The organism is Streptomyces sp. NPDC093094, assembly GCF_044754345.1.
In the GTDB taxonomy this organism is placed as follows: domain Bacteria; phylum Actinomycetota; class Actinomycetes; order Streptomycetales; family Streptomycetaceae; genus Streptomyces.
Genome location: NZ_JBIVOX010000009.1, coordinates 14142 through 36277, shown reverse-complemented (window position 1 = coordinate 36277; position 22136 = coordinate 14142). Strand labels below are relative to the sequence as shown.

22 protein-coding genes are annotated in these 22136 nt (G+C 71.5%); 5 read left to right on the top strand and 17 right to left on the bottom strand.

The window, feature by feature from the left end; translation table 11 throughout:
- The first annotated feature begins 55 nt into the window (after nt 1-55).
- From ACIQGV_RS20255 to ACIQGV_RS20240, 4 genes are all read left to right on the top strand, one after another.
- Nucleotides 56-826, top strand: a complete 771-nt coding sequence (locus ACIQGV_RS20255) for a P-loop NTPase (RefSeq protein WP_402496434.1) — start codon at nt 56-58, stop codon at nt 824-826.
- A 179-nt stretch (nt 827-1005) separates the two neighbouring features.
- On the top strand, nt 1006-3042 hold the full coding sequence (locus ACIQGV_RS20250) for an alpha-1,4-glucan--maltose-1-phosphate maltosyltransferase (RefSeq protein ID WP_402496433.1): 2037 nt from the start codon (nt 1006-1008) through the stop codon (nt 3040-3042).
- The gene (gene glgB / locus ACIQGV_RS20245) at nt 3039-5222 is read left to right on the top strand and encodes a 1,4-alpha-glucan branching protein GlgB (RefSeq protein ID WP_402496432.1); all 2184 of its coding nucleotides are present in this window, start codon (nt 3039-3041) and stop codon (nt 5220-5222) included. The genes ACIQGV_RS20250 and glgB overlap by 4 nt, the downstream gene beginning before the upstream one ends.
- Before the next feature lie 455 nt (nt 5223-5677).
- Nucleotides 5678-6679, top strand: a complete 1002-nt coding sequence (locus tag ACIQGV_RS20240) for an SMP-30/gluconolactonase/LRE family protein (protein ID WP_402496431.1) — start codon at nt 5678-5680, stop codon at nt 6677-6679.
- Here the strand turns inward: ACIQGV_RS20240 and ACIQGV_RS20235 are convergent.
- From ACIQGV_RS20235 to ACIQGV_RS20155, 17 genes are all read right to left on the bottom strand, one after another.
- Nucleotides 6616-7881 (bottom strand): cation:proton antiporter, encoded by a 1266-nt coding sequence (locus ACIQGV_RS20235; RefSeq protein WP_402496430.1) that lies wholly within the window; start codon nt 7879-7881, stop codon nt 6616-6618. The genes ACIQGV_RS20240 and ACIQGV_RS20235 overlap by 64 nt on opposite strands.
- 123 nt (nt 7882-8004) lie before the next feature.
- Nucleotides 8005-8301 carry an antibiotic biosynthesis monooxygenase family protein gene (locus ACIQGV_RS20230; RefSeq protein WP_402496429.1) on the bottom strand — a complete coding sequence of 99 codons (297 nt, stop codon included), beginning with the start codon at nt 8299-8301 and terminating at the stop codon, nt 8005-8007.
- A gap of 22 nt (nt 8302-8323) precedes the next feature.
- Entirely contained in the window at nt 8324-9160 is an 837-nt protein-coding gene (locus ACIQGV_RS20225) for an NAD(P)H-binding protein (RefSeq protein ID WP_402496428.1), read from the bottom strand.
- A gap of 54 nt (nt 9161-9214) precedes the next feature.
- Nucleotides 9215-10138, bottom strand: coding sequence for an NADP-dependent oxidoreductase (locus ACIQGV_RS20220; RefSeq protein ID WP_402496427.1), 924 nt, complete (start codon nt 10136-10138; stop codon nt 9215-9217).
- Nucleotides 10139-10230: 92 nt separating this feature from the next.
- The gene (locus ACIQGV_RS20215; RefSeq protein ID WP_402496426.1) at nt 10231-10746 is read right to left on the bottom strand and encodes a cupin domain-containing protein; all 516 of its coding nucleotides are present in this window, start codon (nt 10744-10746) and stop codon (nt 10231-10233) included.
- 37 nt (nt 10747-10783) lie between these two features.
- Nucleotides 10784-12427, bottom strand: a complete 1644-nt coding sequence (gene mdlC, locus ACIQGV_RS20210; protein ID WP_402496425.1) for a benzoylformate decarboxylase — start codon at nt 12425-12427, stop codon at nt 10784-10786.
- A 120-nt stretch (nt 12428-12547) separates the two neighbouring features.
- Nucleotides 12548-13792: an MFS transporter gene (locus ACIQGV_RS20205; RefSeq protein ID WP_402496424.1), complete on the bottom strand. Its 1245-nt coding sequence runs from the start codon at nt 13790-13792 to the stop codon at nt 12548-12550.
- Nucleotides 13793-13818: 26 nt separating this feature from the next.
- Nucleotides 13819-14325, bottom strand: a complete 507-nt coding sequence (locus tag ACIQGV_RS20200; protein WP_402496423.1) for a nuclear transport factor 2 family protein — start codon at nt 14323-14325, stop codon at nt 13819-13821.
- A 51-nt stretch (nt 14326-14376) separates the two neighbouring features.
- Complete coding sequence (locus ACIQGV_RS20195) at nt 14377-14868, bottom strand: nuclear transport factor 2 family protein (RefSeq protein ID WP_402496422.1); 492 nt, start codon at nt 14866-14868, stop codon at nt 14377-14379.
- Nucleotides 14862-15563, bottom strand: a complete 702-nt coding sequence (locus ACIQGV_RS20190) for an SDR family NAD(P)-dependent oxidoreductase (protein WP_402496421.1) — start codon at nt 15561-15563, stop codon at nt 14862-14864. The genes ACIQGV_RS20195 and ACIQGV_RS20190 overlap by 7 nt, the downstream gene beginning before the upstream one ends.
- A gap of 20 nt (nt 15564-15583) precedes the next feature.
- Complete coding sequence (locus ACIQGV_RS20185; protein ID WP_402496420.1) at nt 15584-15892, bottom strand: muconolactone Delta-isomerase family protein; 309 nt, start codon at nt 15890-15892, stop codon at nt 15584-15586.
- Nucleotides 15893-15944: 52 nt separating this feature from the next.
- Nucleotides 15945-16979, bottom strand: a complete 1035-nt coding sequence (locus ACIQGV_RS20180) for an ankyrin repeat domain-containing protein (RefSeq protein WP_402496419.1) — start codon at nt 16977-16979, stop codon at nt 15945-15947.
- A complete protein-coding gene (locus tag ACIQGV_RS20175; protein WP_402496418.1) occupies nt 16979-17422 on the bottom strand; it encodes a nuclear transport factor 2 family protein in 444 nt (147 codons plus the stop codon). Before ACIQGV_RS20175 ends, ACIQGV_RS20180 begins: the two co-directional genes overlap by 1 nt.
- Nucleotides 17423-17534: 112 nt before the next feature.
- Nucleotides 17535-17999: a nuclear transport factor 2 family protein gene (locus tag ACIQGV_RS20170; RefSeq protein WP_402496417.1), complete on the bottom strand. Its 465-nt coding sequence runs from the start codon at nt 17997-17999 to the stop codon at nt 17535-17537.
- On the bottom strand, nt 17996-19231 hold the full coding sequence (locus ACIQGV_RS20165) for a low temperature requirement protein A (RefSeq protein WP_402496416.1): 1236 nt from the start codon (nt 19229-19231) through the stop codon (nt 17996-17998). The genes ACIQGV_RS20170 and ACIQGV_RS20165 overlap by 4 nt, the downstream gene beginning before the upstream one ends.
- Nucleotides 19232-19326: 95 nt before the next feature.
- Entirely contained in the window at nt 19327-20520 is a 1194-nt protein-coding gene (glgA, locus tag ACIQGV_RS20160; RefSeq protein ID WP_402496415.1) for a glycogen synthase, read from the bottom strand.
- Nucleotides 20521-20745: 225 nt separating this feature from the next.
- Complete coding sequence (locus tag ACIQGV_RS20155) at nt 20746-21426, bottom strand: TetR/AcrR family transcriptional regulator (protein WP_402496414.1); 681 nt, start codon at nt 21424-21426, stop codon at nt 20746-20748.
- 155 nt (nt 21427-21581) lie between these two features.
- Between ACIQGV_RS20155 and ACIQGV_RS20150 the strand changes: the two genes are divergently transcribed.
- Complete coding sequence (locus tag ACIQGV_RS20150; protein WP_402496413.1) at nt 21582-22103, top strand: hypothetical protein; 522 nt, start codon at nt 21582-21584, stop codon at nt 22101-22103.
- The last annotated feature ends 33 nt before the right edge of the window (nt 22104-22136 follow it).

The following is a 22136-nucleotide window of genomic DNA, read 5'->3' as shown; positions in this document are numbered from 1 at the left end:
CCGCCCCGGCGGATCCGATCCGAGCTTCCGGGCCTCGAGCTGAACAGGTGGGACGATGTCGCAGATCATCACGGTGCACTCCTATCGAGGGGGCACCGGCAAGTCGAGCACGGCCGCCAATCTGGCACTGCTGCTGGCCGCCTCCGGCCACCGGGTGGCGCTGGTGGACACGGACATCCACACGCCGGCCCTGGACGTGATCTTCGACGGGTCCGTGGAGCAGGTGCGCCGGCGCTCCCTGACCGACTACCTGATCGGCCGCTGCGAGATCGAGGACGCGGCGTACCCGGCGGACGGCGACTGGGGCCACGACGGGTTCTTCCTCGTCCCGGCCCGCAGCCGGTCCAGCGCCGCCGCCGAGATCATGGGCCGCGGCTACGACGTCGGCCTGCTGCGCGAGGGATTCGACCGGCTCATCGACTCCCTCGCGCTCGACGTGCTGCTGCTGGACACGCACGCCGGGTTCAACAACGAGACGGTGACCTCCATGGCCAGCTCCGACGCCCTGGTCGTGGTGACCCGGGCCGACCGGCTGGACCTGGCCGGCGCCCGCGAGACGGTCGCCCTCGCCGAGCGCCTCGGCGGGGTGGGCCTGACGGTGGCGGTGAACATGGCCCCCGACGGACTGGTCCACGACCGTCTGCACGCCGAGGTGGAGAAGGTCTACGACACCAAGGTCTCCGCCGTGCTGCCGTACGCGCCGGAGATGGCCTCCCTGGCCGGCGAGCGTCTCTTCAGCACCGCCTACCCGCACCACCCCCTGGTGGCGGGCTACCGCCGCATCATCGCCGATGTCAGCAACGGCACGACGGGGCTGCGCCGGTGAGGCGGGAGCGGGCCTCGTGACGGCGACCGCGGGGGTGTCGCGTGCCACGACGGACGCCGGCCGGCGTCCGGTCCGGTTCCGGCCCTCATGACAGCGACCGCCCCGGTGCGGGCCGGCGGGCCGTGGTCCGCCGGGGCGGCCCCCACTTCAAGCGACCGCACCAGGGTGCGAGGAGGCACATGATGCAGGAGAAGCGCGCCGCACGGCGGTTCGCGCCCAGTGTGGGGCGCATTCCCGTGGTGGACGTCCGGCCCCGGGTCGACGGGGGCCGCAGGCCCGCCCGGGCCGTTCCGGGCGAGGTGTTCGAGGTGTCGGCGACCGTGTTCCGCGAGGGCCACGACGCCGTCGCCGCGAACGTCGTGCTGACCGCCCCGGACGGCACCGAGGGCGAGTGGACGCCGATGCGGCTCCTCGCACCCGGCACCGACCGGTACGCCGCCGCCGTCAGCGCCGACCGAGAGGGCGACTGGTCCTTCCGCGTGGAGGCATGGTCGGACCCGGTGGCGACCTGGCGGCACACCGCCGAGATCAAGGTGCCCGCCGGCATCGACGTGCCCCTCGTGCTGGAGGAGGGCGCGCTGCTGCTGGAGCGGGCCGCCGACGCCTTCACCCCGCGCGAGGGCGCACCGCTGCTCGCCGCGGTGCGCCGGCTGCGCGAGACCGACCGCACGCCCGAGGCACGGCTCGCCGCGGCCGGCGACCCGGTGGTGCTGGCCCTGCTGTCCGCCCGTCCGCTGCGCGAGCTGGTCACCCGCTCCGAGGAGCTGCCGCTGCGGGTGGACCGCGAGCGGGCCCTGTACGGCTCCTGGTACGAGATGTTCCCGCGTTCCGAGGGCGCGGTCGTGCCCGGCGCCCCGCAGGCGGACGGTCTGCTCCAGCCGCCCCGCTCGGGCACCCTGCGCACCGCCGCCAAGCGCCTGGAGTCGATCGCCGACATGGGCTTCGACGTGGTGTACCTGCCGCCGGTGCACCCCATCGGCACCTCCCACCGCAAGGGAGCCGGCAACACCCTCGTCGCGGGCCCGCACGACCCGGGCTCCCCCTGGGCGATCGGCTCCCCGGCGGGCGGCCACGACGCGATCCACCCCGACCTGGGCACCCTGGAGGACTTCGACCACTTCGTCGCCCGCGCCACGGAGCTGGGCCTGGAGGTCGCGCTGGACTTCGCGCTCCAGTGCTCCCCCGACCACCCGTGGGTCACCGAGCACCCCGACTGGTTCCGGCACCGCTCCGACGGCTCCATCGCCTACGCCGAGAACCCGCCGAAGAAGTACCAGGACATCTTCCCGGTCGACTTCGACACCGACGCCGACGGACTGCACGAGGAGTGCCTGCGCGTCCTGCGCCACTGGATGGCCCACGGCGTGCGGATCTTCCGTGTGGACAACCCGCACACCAAGCCCGTCGCGTTCTGGGAGCGGCTGATCGCGGCCGTCCACGAGAGCGACCCCGACGTGCTGTTCCTCGCCGAGGCGTTCACCCGCCCGGCGATGCTGCACACCCTCGCCCGGGTCGGCTTCCACCAGTCGTACACGTACTTCACCTGGCGCAACTCCAAGGACGAGGTGGAGTCCTACCTCTCGGAGCTGGCCGGCCTCGGCGGCGAGGAGTCGGCCGCGTTCCTGCGGCCCAACCTGTTCGTGAACACCCCCGACATCCTGCACGCCTACCTCCAGTACGGCGGCCGTCCCGCGTTCGCCGTGCGCGCGGTGCTGGCGGCGATGGCGGGGCCCAGCTGGGGCATGTACGCGGGCTACGAGCTGTTCGAGAACGTGCCCGCGGGCCCGGCCAGCGAGGAGTACCTGGACTCGGAGAAGTACCAGTTCCGGCCGCGCGACTGGGAGGGCCGCGAGGCGTCCGGCGACTCGCTCGCCCCGCTGGTCCGCACCCTCAACGAGCTGCGCCGCGCCCACCCCGCCCTGCACCAGCTGCGCAACCTGCGCTTCCACCGGACCGACAACGACGCGGTGGTCTGCTTCTCCAAGCGGGACGACACCGACTGGGTGCTGGTCGTGCTGACCCTCGACCCGCACACCGCGCGTGAGGCGACCGTCTCCCTCGACCTGCCGGCGCTCGGCCTGGAGCGCTCCGACTCCTTCGAGGTGTACGACGCCCTGTCCGGCCAGACCTACCACTGGGGCCGTGACAACTACGTACGCCTGGACCCGCACACGCAAGTGGCCCACATCCTCACGGACGGGAACCCGCAGACGTGACCACCGCATCGCACTCGCGGGCCCTGCCCGCCACCGACATCAAGCGGCTCGTCACCGGCGAGATCAGCGACCCGCACGCCCTGCTCGGGCCTCATCCGAGCGCCGACGGGGTGCGGCTGCGGGTCCTGCGGCCACTCGCCGACGCCGTCCGCATCACCGACCCCGACGGTGCCGTGCTGCTGGACCTGGAGCACGAGTCGGACGGCGTCTTCACCGGTCTGCTGCGCACCCACGCCCTGCCCGACTACCGGATCACCGCCGTCTACGGCGATCACGTCCACCGCTACGACGACCCCTACCGCTTCCTGCCCACCCTGGGCGAGCTGGACCTGCACCTGATCCGTGAGGGCCGGCACGAGGAGCTGTGGCGGGTGCTCGGCGCCAACGTCCGCCGCCACGAGTCGGGCTGGGGCCAGATCGCCGGCACGGCGTTCGCGGTGTGGGCGCCCAACGCCCGCGCGGTGCGGGTGGTCGGCGACTTCAACTACTGGGACGGCCGCGCCCATCCGATGCGCTCGCTCGGCATCAGCGGGGTCTGGGAGCTGTTCGTGCCGGACGTCGGCGACGGCTGCCACTACAAGTACGAGATCCTCACCCCCGACGGGCGCTGGATCCAGAAGGCCGACCCGCTGGCCACCCGCTCCGAGGCGGCCCCCGGCACGGCGTCGATCGTGCACACCGCCGGCCACCGGTGGGGCGACTCCGCGTGGATGGCCCGCCGTGCCTCCTTCTCCGCGCACCGCGAGCCGATGAGCGTCTACGAGATGCACCTGGGCTCCTGGCGGCCCGGTCTCGGCTACCGCGAGCTGGCCCAGGAACTCCCGGCGTACGTGAAGGCACTGGGCTTCACGCACGTGGAGTTCCTGCCGGCCGCGGAGCATCCCTTCGGCGGTTCCTGGGGCTACCAGGTCACCTCGTACTACGCGCCCTCCGCCCGGCTCGGCGGCCCGGACGACTTCAGGTTCCTGGTCGACGCCCTGCACCAGGCCGGGATCGGGGTGATCGTCGACTGGGTGCCCGCGCACTTCCCGCGCGACGAGTGGGCGCTGGCCCGCTTCGACGGCACACCCCTGTACGAGCACCCCGACCCGCGGCGCGGCGAGCATCCCGACTGGGGCACCCTCGTCTTCGACTACGGCCGCAACGAGGTGCGCAACTTCCTCGTCGCCAACGCCCTGTACTGGATCGAGGAGTTCCATGTCGACGGCCTGCGGGTCGACGCCGTCGCCTCGATGCTCTACCTGGACTACTCGCGCGGCGAGGGCCAGTGGCTCCCCAACGTCTACGGCGGCCGCGAGCACCTGGAGGCGGTGGAGTTCCTCCAGGAGGTCAACGCCACCGTGCCCCGCCGCAACCCGGGTGCGATCACCATCGCCGAGGAGTCCACGTCCTGGGAGGGCGTGACCCGCATGACCGACCACGGCGGGCTCGGCTTCTGCCTGAAGTGGAACATGGGCTGGATGCACGACTCCCTGGACTACATGGCCAAGGACCCCGTCTACCGGCAGTACCACCACCACGCCATGACCTTCGCGATGGTCTACGCGTACTCCGAGAACTTCGTGCTGCCGATCTCGCACGACGAGGTGGTGCACGGCAAGGGCTCCCTGCTGACGAAGATGCCCGGCGACCGCTGGCAGCAGCTGGCCAACCTGCGCGCCTTCCTCGCCTTCATGTGGGCCTTTCCCGGCAAGCAGCTCCTCTTCATGGGGCAGGAGTTCGCGCAGGACACCGAGTGGTCGCACGACGACGGCCCGGACTGGTCGCTGCTCGCCCACGCCCCGCACGCCGGGGTGCGCGACCTGGTCCGGGACCTGAACCGCGGCTATCTGGCCGAGCCCGCGCTGTGGCGCCGGGACACCGGCCCGGAGGGCTTCGCCTGGATCGACGCCGACGCGGCGGCGGACAACGTCTACTCCTTCGTACGGCACGGGGAGCCCGGCGAGACGCTGGTCTGCGTCTACAACTTCCAGCCGAACACCCGCCCCGGCTTCCGGATCGCCCTGCCCCGGGCCGGCGACTGGACGGAGGTCCTCAACACCGACGCGCCCGGCTACGGCGGCAGCGGCGTGGTCAACGCCCCGACGATCCACGCCGAGGAGCAGCCGCACCAGGGCTTCCCGGCGAGCGCGGTCGTCTCGCTGCCGCCTCTGGGCGCGGTGTGGCTGCGCCCGCAGTGACGGCCTGAGCGGAGCTCTTCCGCGCCTTTCGCGGAGCGGCCCCCGGACACCTCGGTGTCCGGGGGCCGCTCTGCGTCGTCTTGACGTCCTCATGGTTTGGCTTGGTGCCGCCTTGACCGGCTCTTGGGCATCCCTTTTGTCACCTGGCAGACCCTTCGCACCCCGCTTCTCGCGTCCCTAAACATGCCATAAGCATGGGATAACCGGAATCGGCCGCCCTACATACGAAAGTCGGCCTCTTCGGGCGTTACATCCAAGCCACCCGCTCTTCACAGACCCTCCCAGTTCACCCGGCCGAAAAGGGCGAACTGCGTGTACAGGGCCGCCTTTACGCCTCGACGGAGGGATCTGTTCCAGCCATACGTTCCTTCTCGCCGACGCGGCCGGAAGTAGACCGCCCTGATTCGGCCACGCACCACGCACACCCGTGCAGAACCGTGCAAGGAGGAACCCTCATGCGACTCACCCGCGCGCACCGCCGCATCGCGGCTCTCGGCCTGGCGCTGGCCGGCCTGACCACGTTCGCCGCCACGCCGTCGAACGCCGACGTCCCGGACAAGAAGAAGGTCGACGGCCCGCTGTACGTCCAGGACGCCATCACCCTGCCCGGCAACGACGCCTTCCCGGAGGGCATAGCCGTCGACTACCGCAACGGGGACACCTACATCACCTCCTTCCAGACCGGCGCCGTGTACAAGGCCCCGGCCGGCCAGACGGCGGCCCAGGTCTGGCTGCCCGCCGGCACCGACGGCCGCACGGCGGCGATGGGCACCGACGTCGACAAGAACGGGCGCATCTGGGTCACCGAGAGCAACGCCGTCACGGTCTACGACACGGCCACCAGGGCCAGGCTCGCGCGGTTCGTCAGCCCCACCGTCGGGCACTCCGTCATCAACGACCTGGACATGACCGCGGACGGCACGGCGTACATCACCGACTCGACGCGGCAGAAGGTCTACAAGGTCACGCCCGCCCAGCTCTCCGAGGCCATCTCCTCGGGCGCCGAGCGCACCCTGAGCGTCGGCTTCGACCTCAACGGCATCATCACCCCGCAGCCGGAGGGGACCATCACCCTCAACGGCATCGAGGCGGGCCAGTACAGCAACTGGCTGATCACCGTCGACATGGCCACCGGCGACCTGTTCAACCTCAACGTGGCCACCGGCAAGGCCACGAAGGTCCAGCTGGCGGGCTCCAGCCCGGTCTCCGGCGACGGTCTGCTGATCGAGAAGAACAAGCTGTGGGTCTCGCAGTTCGGGACCAACAAGGTCAGCCGGCTGCTGCTGAACTCCGAGGGCACCTCGGCCCTGGTGGAGCACGAGGCCAGCGACCCCGTCCTGAAGCACCCCACCACGCTCGTGCGCAAGGACGGCTCGATCCACATCGTGCGCTCTCAGTACGGGCTGGACCCGACCCTGCTGCCCTTCTCCATCGGCCGCATCAGCAGCGGCATCTGATCCCCGGCGGGCAGCGGCCGCAGCCGGTCGAGGAGCCGTAGCCCCGGCCCCGCCATCGCGGTCGTCGCCAGCGCCACCACGGTCAGCGCGACCAGCAGACTCCGGTCGATCAGCCCGGCGTCGAACCCGGCCCACAGCACCACGATCTCGGTGAGGCCGCGGGCGTTCATCAGCACCCCCAGGCGCAGCCACTGCTCGGGCGGCAGCCCGCGCGTCCGGCCCGCGCCCGCACAGCTCACGGCCTTCACCACCACGGCGACGGGCAGCAGAACGGCCGGCAGGAGCGCGAAGTCCGCGTCCCAGGCGATCCCGCCCAGGTCGATCCGCTGCCCGAAGCCGAGGAAGAAGCAGGGGAGCAGGACGTGATCCACCACCGTGTCCAGCCGCCGGGCCACGGGATCCTCCACCGGCCGGCGCCGGCCCCACACGAAGCCGAACACCACGGCGCCGAGCAGCTGGTGCAGCCCGGCGGCCGAGGAGGCGGCGGCCGCCAGCGCACACCCGGCGACCAGTGTCCCGGTGTCCGCCGGGGTGCCGGCCGGCGCGGTACCGCGCCGGCGCAGCAGGGCCACGCACAGCAGCAGCCCGGCGGCCACCAGCAGGATCCGTCCCGTTCCCAGCCGGCCCGCCGCGGCGAGCGCGGCGGTCAGCACGACCCAGACGGCCGCGTCCCCCGCGGCCGCCGCGGCCAGCGAGATCCGGCCGACCCGGGTGTCGGTCAGCCCCTCGTCCTGGAGCAGCCGCGCCAGCACCGGCACAGCCGTCACCCCGAGCGCCCCGCCCAGGAACAGGGCGAGGGCGAGCGGGGTGGCGTGCTGTCCGGCGTAGGGGGCGCACAGGGTGAGCGCGAGCGGCATGCCCGCCGCGAAGGGCAGCACGAATCCCGCCGCCCCGACCGCGAGCATCGTCCCGCGGTCACCGCCGTCGCCCTCGCCCCGCGCCAGCAGACGGCCGATCCGCAGCGCCAGCAGCACCAGCCCGAGCTGTCCGAGCCCGTCCAGCAGCGGCATCACCTGCGGGCCGTAGAGCAGGGCGTGCGCGTCGGGGACGAGCGCACCGAAGAGCGAGGGCCCGAGCATGATCCCGGCCGTCAGCTCGGCGAGGACGGCCGGCTGCCGGATCCGCCGGGCGGCGAGCCCGGCGACACGAGTAAGCAGCAGCAGACAGGCAAGGGCGAGCAAGAACCGGCCGGAGAGGTCCATTTCCATCCGTCCCTGACGACGACATGCCCGAAGGGGCGCGGGGCTCTGCCGATGTGCGGCTCCGCCGCGCGGGCGCGATCACCCGCGGACGGCCGCGCAGAACCCCGCGCCCCGGGCGCTTCCTTAGCGCTCGACCTTCGCGTACCGCCCCGAGGAGACGGTGGACTTGTCGATCGCGGCGAGGAACTCCTGCGTCTCCGGAGCCGCGAAGAAGCCGCCCATCGTGGCGTCGGCCTCCTCGGGCGTGGCCCAGTGCACGATGACGAGGTACTCGCCGTCCTCGCTGAGCGTCACCTCACGGGAGACGAACCCGGGCCGCTTGGCCATGTACTCGTTCTCGACCTTCTCGTCGAGCTTGTCGAACGCCTCCGGGTCGGTACCGGGTATCAGCTTGAAACGGACGGTCTCGACAGTGGTCATGTCGCTCTCCCCTTCTGGAGATTCAGTTCTGGAAGTTCACCGCGTGGGCCCGGGCCCACTGCTCGAAGGTGCGCGGCTCCCGCCCCAGGACGTCCCGCACGCCCGGCCGTACGACCGAGTCGTCGAGCGTGCCCTGCGCGTAGTAGCGGAAGAACGCGTCGACGTACTCCTGCGGCATCGAGCCCTCCATCCGCGCCCGTGCCTCCTCGTCGCCGAGCGCGACGAAGGTGAGCGGGCGCCCCAGCACATCGGCGAGGACCCGCAGCCGGTCGGCCGGCAGCAGTGCCTCGGGCCCGCTGAGGGCGTGCGCCGCGCCGAAGTGCTCGGGGTCGAGCAGCACCCGCGCGGCCACGGCCCCGATGTCGTACGGATCGACCATCGCGACCCGCACGCCGCCGAACGCGTCCTCCACCACGTCACCCGCGGCCAACTGGCCCTTCCACTGGAAGGTGTTGGACATGAAGCCGCTCGGCCGCAGGATCGTCCAGGGCACGTCCGCGGCCCGGACGGCCTCCTCGGAGCGGATCATGAAGCGGGAGATGGCGTTGTCCAGGTCGCCGTCGGGTGCGGCGATGCTGGACAGCAGCACCACATGCTTCACGCCGGCCCGCTCCAGCTCGGCCAGCACACCCGGCATGTCCGCGTAGCCGGGCAGCAGGAACACACCCTCGACGCCCTCCAGGGCGGGCCCGAGGGACGCGGGGTCGTTCAGGTCACCGACGGCCGCCTCGGCACCCTCGGGCAGGGCACCCGCCGCCGGCTCGCGGCGGGCCAGTGCCCGCACCGGGCGGCCCGTGCGGGCGAGCTCCGCCACCAGCTCGCCGCCGATGTTTCCGGTCGCTCCCGTCACCAGGATCATTCCGTCTCCTCCTGTGTCGCCATGGGGGGGTTGCTCATCCGTTCCCCGGGAGGGTCAGGACAGATCCAGTACGAGGCGGCCGCGCACATGCCCCTGCTCACCGAGCTCGTGCGCCTGCGCCGCCTCGCCGAGCGGGAAGACCCGCTCCACGTGGGGGCGCAACCGGCCCTCGGCCAGCAGCGGAGCGAGCCGGTCCAGGACACCGGAGTCGGGCTGCACATAGGTGAAGCCGGCGCGCACCCGGTGCTCCTGGGCGGCACGCCGGTGCTGCGGACCTTCACCCTTGAGGGTGACGACGATGCCGCCGGGGCGGACGACGTCGAGCATGCGGAAGTACTCGGCGCCGCCCATCGGGTCCACCGCCAGGTCCACGTTCCCCACCTCACGGACCATGTCGTGCGCGACGACCTCCTTCGCGCCCAGGGAGAGCACGAAGTCACGGTTGCGGGCCGAGGCCGTGCCGATCACCTCGGCTCCGGCGTCCGCGGCGAGCTGCACCACGATGTGGCCCACCCCGCCGGCCGCCCCGGCCACCAGCACCCGCTGTCCCGCGGTGAGGCCGCCGAGCTCGAACAGGGTCTGCCAGGCGGTGAGCGCCGGCATCGGCACGGCGGCGGCCTCGACCATCGTGAGACCGCCGGGCACGGCGGCCAGTTCGGTCTCCGGCGCGACCGCGTACTCGGCGTACGCCCCGGCGAGCGCCGGGAAGCGCGGCATGCCGTACACGGCGTCGCCGACGGCGAACCGGCCGGCGCCGGGGCCGGTGGCGGCCACGGTGCCGGCGAGGTCCCAGCCGAGCACGGCCGGGAAGGAGGGCACCCCGACGGCGCGGCCGGCGCGGCTCGCCCAGTCGATGGCGTTGACACCGGCCGCGGCGACCTCGACCAGGACCTCGCCCGGGCCGGGACGCGGCACGGGCAGGTCGGCGAGATGCAGGGTGTCGGGGGTACCGAACCCGTCGATGACGGCGGCGCGCATGGTCGTTCCTGGCTCCACGCTTCTCCAGCCTCTTTCCTTGGTCTTTCGCTGGTCGCTGGTGCGCCGCCGTGCGGTCGCGGGCCCCGGGTGTGTTACGGGGCCAGCTTCAGATCGTGGCGCGGCGCGAGGTCCACGATCATCTGGCGCTGCTCGGCGGTCAGGGGCTGCGGCGCCTCACCGGCCCTGGCCTCCTGCCCGATCTCCATGAAGAACTTCTCCAGGTAGGCCGGGGTGAACATGAACAGCAGGTGCGCGGTCTGCAGCCCGACGTTGCGGAAGCGGTGCCGGGTGCCGCGCGGCACGAACACGAAGTCCCCGGTGCCGGCGACGAAGGTCTTCTCGCCGTTGAGGAACTCGATGTCGCCGCTGAGGATGTAGAAAGCCTCGTCGGCGTTGGGGTGGATGTGCGGGGGCGGACCGCCGCCCGGCGGGACGGTGGCCTCGGCCAGCGTCAGGTTGCCGCCGGTGTTCTCGGATATCGCCTTGAAGCTGTAGATCGCGTCTCCGAACCACACGGTCTTGACGCCGGTGCCCGCCGGCTGGTGCACGACGGCACCCTCCGGGTGGTTGGCGGCCGGGGAGGTGCCCGGCTGCGCTGTGGTGGTCATGTTCTCTCCCAACTACGGGGTCCGATGGTGCGGTCGGTCAGAGACGGAACAGGCCCGGGTCCTCGGTCTTGACGTCGATCAGCACCGGCCCGTCGGCGTTCAGCGCGTCGTGCAGCGCCTCCTGCAGGCCGTCGGGCGAGTCGACGGTCTCGCCGCGCACGCCGAAGCCGCGGGCGATCTGCGCCATGTCGACGTCGCTGAGGTCGTAGCCGGCCTCCCACGACTTCTGGTCCTGGAGGTAGTACTTCAGGGACAGGTAGCCGGAGTTGTCCGGGATGACGAAGGTGACCGGCAGGTTGTGCCGGGCCGCCGTCCACAGGGCGTGGATGGTGTACTGCGCGGAGCCCTCGCCGACCACGACGACCGCGCGGCGGTCGGGACGGGCCAGCGCGTAGCCGACGGCACCCGCGAACGGGAAGCCGAGCGCGCCCGAGGCGGTGGCGAAGTAGCCGTTGTCCGCGCCGAGCGGGATCTGCTCGTGGAAGTCGGCCCGGGCGATCGGGAGCTCCTCGAACAGCACCGCGTTGTCGGGCAGTTCCTTGGACAGCACGTGGAACAGGTACGCCTGGGTGAGCGGCGTCGACGGCTCCGGCACCGCGACCGGCTCGCGCACCGGCGCCAGCTCGGTCTTCTCGCGCTCCTCGACCAGCGGCACCAGGCCCTTGACGACGGCACCGGGCGGGGCGACGAAGCTGCGGCCGGCCAGGGTCGCGGCGGCGGCCTGCGGGTCGTCGGTGACGTGCAGGAAGTCCACGTCGGCGGTGAGCGTCGGACGCGGGCTCTTGTCCAGGTCCGCGGGCGCGGTGGAGAACAGGTCCCACGCCGTGAACAGGGTGAACGCCGGTCCGCCGAGGACGACGACGACGTCGTGCTGGGCGGAGAGCCGCTCGTTGATCAGCTCGGGGATGGGCGGCAGCACGCCCGCGAACAGCGGGTGGTTCTCCGGGAAGGCGCCGCGCGCCCACACCGGGGCGCCCCACACGCGCGCGTTCAGCTTCTCGGCGAGCGCGATCAGGTCGCCGCGCGCGCCCTGCGCGTCCACCGGGCCGCCCGCGATGAGACCGGGCCGCTCGGCCCCGTTCAGCGCGGCCGCGATCTGCTCCAGGGCGGCGGGGTCGGGCACGACCGCCGACTGCACCTGGGCGATGCGCAGCGGCTCCGGGTCGGCCGGGCGTACCCAGTCGTCCTCGGGCACCGCGACGAACACCGGGCCCTGCGGGGTCTGCTTGGCGATCTGGTACGCCTGTGCGATGGTCGCCGGCACGTCCTGCGGCCGCGCGGGCTCGGCGGCCCACTTGATGTACGGCTTGGGCAGCTGGGTGGAGTCCTTGGCGATCAGGAACGGCTCGCCCAGCAGCATCTTGCGCGCCTGCTGGCCGCCGAGGATCACCATCGGGGTCTTCGCCGAGGCCGCCGTGTACACGCTGCCCATGGCGTTGGCCAGACCCGGCCCGCCGTTGATGATGACCAGCGCGGGCTCACCGGTGGCCTGCGCGTAGCCGTCGGCCATGCCGACGACGGCCTTCTCCTCCAGGCCCAGGACGAACTTGAAGTCGCCCTCCAGCCAGTTCTCGAACAGCTTCATCTCGCTGTGGCTGGGGTTGCTGAAGACGGTCGTCAGGCCTAACTGCTTCAGCACGTCCAGCGTGGCGTCACGTACGGTCCGCCCGGTTTCGGTCACGGGGGTTCACTCTCCTGAGAATGGTTGTGAGGTGTTGCGCCCCCGAAGGGGCACGGAGAACTGCGCGATCAGCCACAGAAGGCCCGTGGACGGCCGCGGACATCACCAGGCAGTACCTGCTCAGCCAGTAGCACTGACCTGCGTTTTCGGTGCGACCGCGGGGCCGGAGGCCGCGATCTCACCAGGGACGTTCGGCGCCTTGAGGAACTTCGTGCCGAACACGGCCGGCAGCGCGATCACCGCGGCGATCAGCGCGGTCAGCGGCACGTCGGCCACGCCGAACTCGTCCAGCGCCCAGCCGCCCACGAGCGCGCCCAGCGCCACACCCACGTTCACCGCGGAGGCGCCCAGCGTCGCCGCGAGGTCGCCGCCCTCACCGGCCAGCGAGATCACCCGCAGCTGGAGGGCGGGCGTGACACCGAAGCCGGCGATGCCCCACCCGGCCAGGGCCAGACCCACCAGGACCGGGTTCTCGCGGAACACGTACAGGCCGGCCAGCGCGACGATCAGCACCAGGTTGCCGATGAACATCGTCGCGGAGGCGTTGATGTCGGCGAGCCGGCCGCCGGCGATCGTGCCGATCGCGCTGAAGACACCGAAGATCAGCAGGAACGCGCTGACCGCGCCGGTGCTCACCCCGGTGACGTCCTCCAGGAACGGCGCGAGGTAGGTGAACGCGATGAACTGACCGCCCATCAGCAGCACACCGGCACCCAGCATGGCCAGCACCCGCGGGTGGAAGGCGTGCCGGGCCTGCGCGGCGAGACCGCCCGAGCCGGTGCCGGGCACGGACGGGACGAACGCCATCATCGCGGCCAGCGCGATCACACCGAGCACGGAGACACCGGCGAAGGTGGCTTCCCAGCCCATGTTCTGGCCGAGCAGCGTGCCGAGCGGCACACCGACGATGGTGGAGACGGAGATGCCTCCGAAGACCAGGCCGACGGCCTGTCCGCGGTGCTCGGGCGCCACCAGGCCGGTGCCGACGGCCGAGGCCGCGCCCAGGAAGAGGCCGTGGATCGCACCGCACAGGAACCGCGCGGCCACCAGCAGCCCGAACACGCCGGCGAACACGGCCACCAGGTTGCCGACGATGAACACACCCATGGCCAGCCACAGCAGGGACCGGCGCGACATGCGGATGGTCGCGGCGGTCACGACCGGGCCGCCGAGGGAGACGCCCAGCGCGTAGGCGGTGACCAGCAGGCCGGCGGTGCTCACGGACACTTCGAGGTCGTCGGAGATCAGTTCCAGGACACCGACGATGACCAGCTCGGCGGTGCCGATGACGAAAGCACCCAGTCCGAGCGAGGCCAGCGCGAGCCTGTTACGGCTGCCGGGTCCGGTCGTAGGGGGAGAACTCATGGGTGGACCTCTCCTGTTCGGGCGGGTCAGGCGTACTGCAGCTCGAGCTTCGCGATCCGGCCGTCACGTGAGGTGAACACGTAGTTGGCCTCGAAGCCGCCGCTGCCGCCGGGGGAGAATCGGACGAGAAGGGTGGTGCCGTCGGACTTGGGGGTGTTCTTCAGCACCGTCAGCTCCCCGCCGATGACTTCGTTGTCCGCCCATTCACGGATCTCGTCGTGCCCGCTGAACTCCCTGCCGACGTCGTCGAGTTCGGCGTTGGGGTGGAAGGCGTCCACCAGCGCGTCCAGGTCCTCCGCCGCGACGGCGTCGACGTACTTCTGGGCAGCGGGGTCGATCCCGTCCGTGTTCTCATTGCTGGCCACTGCGTCCGGTTCCTTCGTCTTGCCGGGTTCGGTCGTCGCGACGGCGCCGGAGTCCTGCGTCGCCGTCGCACTGCTGGTGGTCCCGTCGGCGTCGTCCTCGCTGCCGGAACACCCCGTCAGCAGGACGGCGGCGGCCAGGACCAGGGGGACGTGGATGCGGTGTCGCACGGCTGTCCTTCTCTCTTCATGGCGTGCGGACCGGGCCGACGGGCCCGGGCGTCAGGCGTAGGCCATGGACACCCGGCGGATCCGGTCGTCCTGCACGTCGAACAGGTAGGTGGCCCGGAAGCCCACGAGCAGGCCGTCCGGGTCGAAGCGCAGCAGCACGCTCGACGTGCCGTCGCTCTCCGGGGTGTTCCTCAGCACGGTCAGCCGGCCGCCGATCACCTCGTCGCTCGCCCAGGCGCGGATCTCGTCGTGCCCGCGGAACTCCCGTCCGGTGTCGGCGACGACCGCGTCGTCCGCGAACACGGCGACCAGCGCCTCGACGTCCTCGTCGTCCACGGCGGCGACATAGCCGCGCACCGCGGGGTGCAGCGACTGGAGCGCCGCCGCGTCGTGCTGCTCGGGGGTGCTGCGCACCGCCTCCTTGGCGGCGGCGCGCACGTACTCGTCGGTGAAGGCGAAGGCCACGCCCAGTACCAGCACCGCGGCCAGCGAGTACGCCACCAGCCGCCGCCGGGACAGGCGCCGCGCGCCCCGGGTCACCATGCGATCCTCTTCCGGTTGCGGAAGAACCCGCCGGTGGGTCCGTCGTCGGGCAGCCGGGCGAGCCAGACCGCCGTGTCGGCGCCCTTCTCCACGCTGGTCGGCGCCCAGGCGCCGCCCATGTCGGTGCGCACCCAGCCGGGGCACACCGCGTTGGCCTTCACCCCGCGCCCGGCCGCCGCCGACACCACCAGCGTCAGCGCGTTCAGCGCCGCCTTGGAGATGCCGTACGCCGCCGGCGAGGGCACGTTGTCCGTCATCGCGCCGAGCCCGGAGGACACGTTCACCACCCGGCCCCAGCCGCGCCGGGTCATCGCCGGCACGAAGGTCTGGCTGGCGTGGAAGGCGCCCATCAGGTTCACGTCGAGCGCCTCGCGGAAGGTGTCCTCGCTCAGCGAGAAGAAGGAGTCCGTGGGGTAGACGCCCGCGTTGTTGACGAGGATGTCGATGTCCACGCCGTCGGCGGCCAGCCGGGTCGCGCAGTCGGTGACGCTCTCCCGGCTGGTGACGTCGAGCTGCTCCACCCGGACGCTGCCCTCGGCGCCCTTGAGGCCGCGGGCCGCCGAGCGGCCGCGCGCCTCGTCGCGCGCGGCCAGGACGACGTCGTGTCCGGCCTCCAGCAGCTGCCGGCAGATCTCCAGGCCGATTCCCCGGTTGCCGCCGGTGACGAGTGCGGTGCGGGTTCTTGACCGGCTCACGTGCGTCAGTCCCCTCGGGCTCAGACCTTGTAGCGCTTCTTGACGTCCTCGGCGAAGCCCAGGTAGTCGCGCAGCGGCCAGACCTTCTCGAACTCCAGGTACTCGCGCATGGGCAGGCGGCCCAGCGCGGTGCGGTCGAGCTCCTCGGCGTCGGGCGAGTCGATGATCGCTATGACGCGCTTCTGGGCGGCCACCTTCCAGATGCCCACACAGAAGCCCGAGTCGATGGTCTCCTGGGCGTGCTCGGCCTCTTCCTGCTCGAGCTCCCAGAGCTCGTCGAGGGTCATGCGGCCTTCGTGGTTCCACTTCATCTGGACGTAGAAGAGCATGGAACGACTCCCGTCGTACGAAAGGGATTTGGGGGGCGGCGGGTATCGGGGGTCAGCCGGCCGAGCGCTCGCGGATCAGCGCGGTCAGCGCGTGACCCTCGCCGAAGACCTCGGTGGCCAGGTCGAGCGGTGTCTTGCCGTCGTGGGCGACGAGACCGAGCGCGGCGCCGGCCTCCACGAGGGTGCGGGCGCATTCCTCGTAGCCGTGCCAGAGGGCGTCGTGCAGCGGGCTGTAGCCGTTGGTCGCGCCCTGGAAGTCCAGGTCGATGCCGTCCTGGCGGACCAGGTCGGCGGTGATGTCGGCGTGCCCGTTGTAGACGGCCTTGTGCAGCGGCACCGCGCCGAAGGTGGGCTCCTCGGCGTTGACGTCGGCGCCCGCGGCCAGCAGCAGCCGCACGATCTCGGGGTGCCCGTCGCGGGAGGCGACCAGCAGCGGGGTGTGGCTGTCGTTGAAGCCGCCCACGTTGGGGTAGCGCTCGTCGACCTCGGCGCCGTCCTCCAGCAGCTTGCGCACCCGCTCGGTGTCGCCCTCGCTGGTCGCGGCCATCAGCTCCTGCCGGGCGATGGCGGCCTCGTCGCCGCCGCGCCGGGCGTTGAGGTGCTCCTCGGCCTTCAGGAGCTTGTCCTTGCCGAAGGTGTTCACGTTCAGCTCGTACTGGAAGTGCTGCTCCAGCGAGAAGCCGTAGTGGGTGTACACGTTCAGCGAGGTGCCCTGGGCGAGCAGGTACTCGGCGATGTCCGGGTACTTGTACCAGAGGGCGTCCATCAGGGCGGTGTGCCCGGTGGTCGTGGCGATGGCGTCGACGAACGCGCCCGCCTCGACGAGCTGGCGCACCACGTCCAGGCTGCCGCCCTGGCACGCCTTGTGCAGCGCGGTGGCGCCCGCGCGCGGGTCGGCGGTGAGGACGTCGGCGCCGGCGGCGATCAGGGCCCGCACGGTCGCCGGGTCCGCCTGGCCGGACGCGATCATCAGCGCCGTCAGCCCGGAGGACTCCTCGCGGGTGTCGGGGTTCGCGCCGGAGGCGAGCAGCCGCTCGACGACCGGGGTGCTGCGGCCGCGGACGGCGGTGATCAGTTCGGTGCTCATCAGGCGTTCACCTCGCCGGGCTTGTCGCCGCGCAGGGCGCGGATGATCTCGGAGGGGTCGGTGTAGGACTTCCAGCGCACGATCTTCCCGTCCCGGACGGTGAGCGACTGGATGAATTCGATGTGGAATTCGACGCCCGTCTCCTTGACCACGGAAACCTCGTCGATCACACCGAAAGCCTGAGATCCCTCGACGACCAGGTTGATCAGCTTCTCGGTTTTCACGTCGACGGCACCGGTGAAGATCTGCAGCGTTCCGAGGACGGCCTCACGGCCGCGCGCGGTGCCGATCCACTTCATGTCGTCGTTGTAGCCGGGAACGATCGTGTAGTTGATCCACTCGACGTTCTCGTCCAGCGTGTTCAGCGCGGTCTCGAAATCGCCGGTGGTCAGCGCCTCGAACCAGGTCTCAGCGACTTTCCTGGTCTCTTCGGTGTTGCTCATGGGGTTCTCCTCGACAAGTGGAGAGGGTGAGGAATGTGTCACGGGCATTCCCGGAAAATCATTCGCGGGGTGCTCGACCACCGGCAAGAAAGGGAAGGGTGACTTCCTGACATCAGCCCCCGGCGGCTATCTCGGCCGCACGGGTGTACAACTGCTGGTTTCCGTCGGCCCACAGGATGGTCATCACGACCTCGTTGATCTCCCAGCCCGTCCGGGTGCGGGCCAGCCCGATGCGGTAGCGGCCGGAGAGCGTCCACAGCGACCCGCCGCTGTTGCTGGGCATGCTGTGGGTGGCCTGGAACATGGCGGTGACCACCGCCGTGTCACCGTCCACGTCGGCGAGGAAGCTGCCCAGGAGATGCTGGGTGGTGGTGAACGCGCTCAGCACGCCCGACCACGCGTCGACGACCTCCTTGCCGGAGAGGGTCAGGGGCTCGCCGCCGTGCTGGCTGGTGTAGTCCAGCCTGACCTCGTCGGCGAAGAGCTCCGTGAGCTTCTCCCACTCCCTCATGTCGGCGTACCAGGCCATTCGGGTGCAGGTCTCGATGGCGTCCTGGCGGTCTGCAACAGAACTCATGAACGGTTCACCTCCGGTGTCGCGGTGACGCGAGTGGGCGGGAAAGGGGGATGCCGGGGCCGGCCGTCGGTGTTGTCGGCCGACCGCAGATGGGGTGCCAGCCGGTCGATCTGGCGTGACCAGCGGTGTTCGCTGACCAGGGCGGCCACGATGAGCAGGCCGAGGAGGACGACCTCGGCGACCGCGCTGCCGAGGCGGCCGACGGCGATGGCGCCGAGGCCCGCCACGGAGGCCGCCAGATGGAAGCGCTGCGGCCCGATCTTGAGGATGCCGTGGAACCAGGCGATGCCGGCGAGATAGAGCGAGACGCCGCCCGCCAGGGCCATGGCGGGTGCGAGGCCCAGCGGTTCGAAGGGGTGCACGATGGTCTTCTTCACCGCGGAGGCGACCAGGATCAGCCCGAGCAGCATCGGCACATGGGCGTAGAAGAACGCGCTGAGCGCGAGCCGGGAGCGCTGGTGCGGCTCCTGGTGCTCCAGCGCCAGCTCGGCCCGGCGGGCCTTCTCGGACTCGTCGAAGTACACCCACCACAGACAGGCCGGGATGACGAAGATCAGTACGGCCGTGGTCACATGGGACAGTCCGGCCTGGCCGCCGTCCATGCCGATGCCGAGCGCGAGGAACGAGTCGCCGAGAGCGATGATCATCAGCAGGCCGTGGCGTTCCACGAAGTGCCCGGGCCGCAGCTCGAACCCGGAGACGCCGGTGACCACCGGCGCGACGACCTCCAGCAGGACGGCGCCGGCCCACAGGGCGTAGACGACGGGTCCGTCCAGGAGACCGGCCGTGATGATCAGCAGGGCGGACAGCGCGTGGAAGGGCGCGATGCGCAGCATGTTGCGGGCCGCCGCGGGCCCGCCGAAGGCGAACAGCGCCGCGTGCACGGTGACGATCAGCAGATAGCCGATGCCGAAGGCCACGCCGTCGCCGTCGAAGGCGTTGGGCGTGGCGAGGCCGAGCACCAGGAAGGAGGCCATGCCCAGCAGGAGCAGCAGCCGGTGGCTCCTGCGGTGCGGCGGGAGATGGTTGGTGAGCCAGGCGTATCCCCCGTACATCCACCACAGCAGCCAGAAGACCAGCAGGACCTGGAGCAGGCCGTGCAGCGTCATGTCCCGGCTCAGCAGGCGGGCCAGCTGGGTGAAGTTGAAGACGAAGGCAAGGTCGAAGAACAGCTCCAGGGTGGTGACCCTCGTCTCGCCGTGCGTCGTCGACGGGGAGTGCGCTTCCGACATGTCGGCGAACGTAACGGCCGTGCGGGTGGTCCGGTCAACGCGTTCGAACGGACTCCATGAGGTCGGCGGCGCCCTCCCGGACGCCGCCGCGCGGCTCATGCGCCGAGCAGTCCCCGGTAGACGGCGTCGACCCGTTCGGCGGCCAGCTCCCAGCTGAACCGGCGCTCCGCGCGCAGACGTCCGGCGGCCCCCATGGAGCGGGCCAGCGCGGGCTCGGCGAGGAGCCGGTTGACGGCTGCGGCGAAGTCGGAGGAGAAACGTTTCTCGTCCAGCGGTGTGCCCGTTCCGTCCTGCTCCTGCTCGATCGGCACGAGCAGCCCGCTCTCGCCGTCCACGACGACCTCCGGAATGCCTCCGGTCGCGGTCGCGACGACCGCGGTCCCGCAGGCCATCGCCTCCAGGTTCACGATCCCCATCGGCTCGTACAGCGACGGGCACACGAACACCGTGGCGTGCGTGAGCAGTTGCCGCAGCGAGCCGGCGTCCATCATCCCGTCGATCCGGATCACGTTCCCGCGCCGGCGGCTCAGCTCGTCGGCCAGTACGGCGGTCTCGGCCGCGATCTCCGGGGTGTCCGGCTGCCCGCAGCACAGCACCAGCTGCGCCGCGGGATCGATCTCGAAGGCGGCGCGCAGCAGCTGGGGCAGGCCCTTCTGCCGGGTGACACGTCCGACGAACAGCACGACGGGCCGCTCGGGGTCGATGCCGTGCCGTGTCAGGGCGTCGGTCCCGGTGTCCGGCCCGTGCGCGACGGCGTCGATGCCGTTGTGCACCACGTGCACGCGCCCGGGGTCCACGGCCGGGTACACGCGCAGGATGTCGTCCCGCATGGCGTGCGACACCGCGATCACGGCGTCGGCGTGCTCCAGCGCGGTGCGCTCCACCATCGAGGACAACGCGTAGCCCCCGCCGAGCTGTTCGGCCTTCCACGGCCGCAGCGGCTCCAGGCTGTGCGTGGTGACCACGTGCGGGACGCCGTACAGCGTCCGCGCCAGATGCCCGGCCGCGTTGGCGTACCAGGTGTGGCTGTGCACCAGGTCCGCGCCCTGGCAGCCGGCCGCCATCGCCACGTTCGCGCCGAGCGTGCGCAGCGCGGTGTTCGCGTCGTCGGCGAGATGCGGTTCCGGGTAGGCGGTCACGCCCTCCTCGTCGCGGGGTGCTCCGAAGCAGCGGACGCGCAGGTCGACCAGGGGCCTGAGCGACCTGGCGAGTTCGGCGGCGTGGACTCCGGCGCCGCCGTATATCTCCGGCGGGTACTCCTTGGTGAGCAGATCGACGCGTGTCTTCATCCGACTTCCTGAGGTAGGCGAGCCTGGCATTGCGGGTGACGGCAGCCGCGGCCCGGTTCTCAGGGCGGTTGTTCGGCCCGGTGGGGGCGGGTCACGGGGTGCCTGAACTGGCCTTGCGGGGGACCGGCGGCGATGCGACGGCGGGGTGGTCGGCGCAGCCGCCACCGGCCCCCTCGGCGGCACGGTAACGAAAGGCCGGCCCGCGCCGGACGGCCCGGACGGCCCTCAGACGGCGGACGCGCGCAGCTCCGACTCCAGCCCGTCCAGCAGGGCCCGCAGCCCGAACTCGAAGGTCCGCTCGGGCGAGGCGTTGTACTCGGCGGCGGGGTCGTCGAGCCGGGCCCGCAGCCGGGGGAAGCCCTCGGCGACCTTGCGCGCCTCCGCCACCGCCTGCCGCGTCCGCTCCTCCGCGTCCCCGCCGGCGCCGCCGAGACGCCGGGCCAGGGAGGCGTTCGCGGCGTCGCCGAGGGCACTGCCGAGCACGAAGGTGAACACGGTGGCCGCGGCCCGGTCCGCCGCGGCCGCGGTGAAGCCGGCGCTCTCGTAGACGGCGAGGCTGTGGTCGTCGTAGCGGGCCTTGCCGGGGCCGTAGAGCAGATGGGTGCCGAGGGCCTGCACCAGCCACGGGTGCCGTCCGAACAGGGCGAGCAGCCCGGTCGCCGTCCGGGCGGCGGCGGTGCGCCAGCCCACCGCCGCCGGGTCGGGCAGCTCGATCTCCTGCCAGACCTGGTCGCCGGCGAGCAGGACGAGGTTGTCCTTGTTCTTGACGTGCCAGTAGACGGCGGTGGCGGCGGAGTCGAGCCGCTTGCCCAGGGCGCGCATGTTCAGGCCCTCAAGACCTTCTGCGTCGAGCAGGTCGATGGCGGTCCGGACGATCTGTTCCTTGGTCAGCGTGTCGCGCGGCATGGGCCCACGATAGGCGCGTCCCGGCCACTTGCACAAAGTTCAGGAAGGGACTTGCACTTAGTTCAAGCGGCGGCCTACAGTCGTCCTGCACTTAGTTCAAGGACCCACCGCGAGCCGGACTTGCACTTAGTTCAATTCATCTGAGGAGCCGGACCATGAACACCTTCGTCGCCGTTCTGCAGCTGTTCGTCGCCGCCGCGTTCGTCAGCATCCCGGTCGTCCGGCACCGCTACGGCGCCGACGCGATGGCGGGGGCCCGGGCGGAACTGGCCCGCCAGGGCGTGCGCACGACCGTCCTGCACGAGAACGGCATGCGCTTCGACGCGAGCGGCCACGAGACGGCCGCCCCCGTGACCGTCGCCGCGGTCATGGTCACCCTGGCCGCCCTGAACCTCTTCGACGGCCCCTGGGCCGTCCCGCTGACCCGGGTCCTCATGGTCCTGGTCCTGCTCGGCAACGGCGTGATCCTGTACAGCCAGCTGACCGCCGTGCGGTCGGTCCGCTCCGCCTTCGCCCGCAGGAACGACCCCGAACTGGCCCGCGTCGACGTCCCCGCCCTGCTCAAGGCGGCGGAGGACGGCTTCCCCCGGTGGACCTGGACCCTGCAGAACGTCCGCCACACGGTCGTCTTCGGCGCGGCCCTGCTGTCGCTGGGCGCACCGGCCCTGCTCGGCTGATCCGCACCGCACGGACCGACGGGAAGACACCCC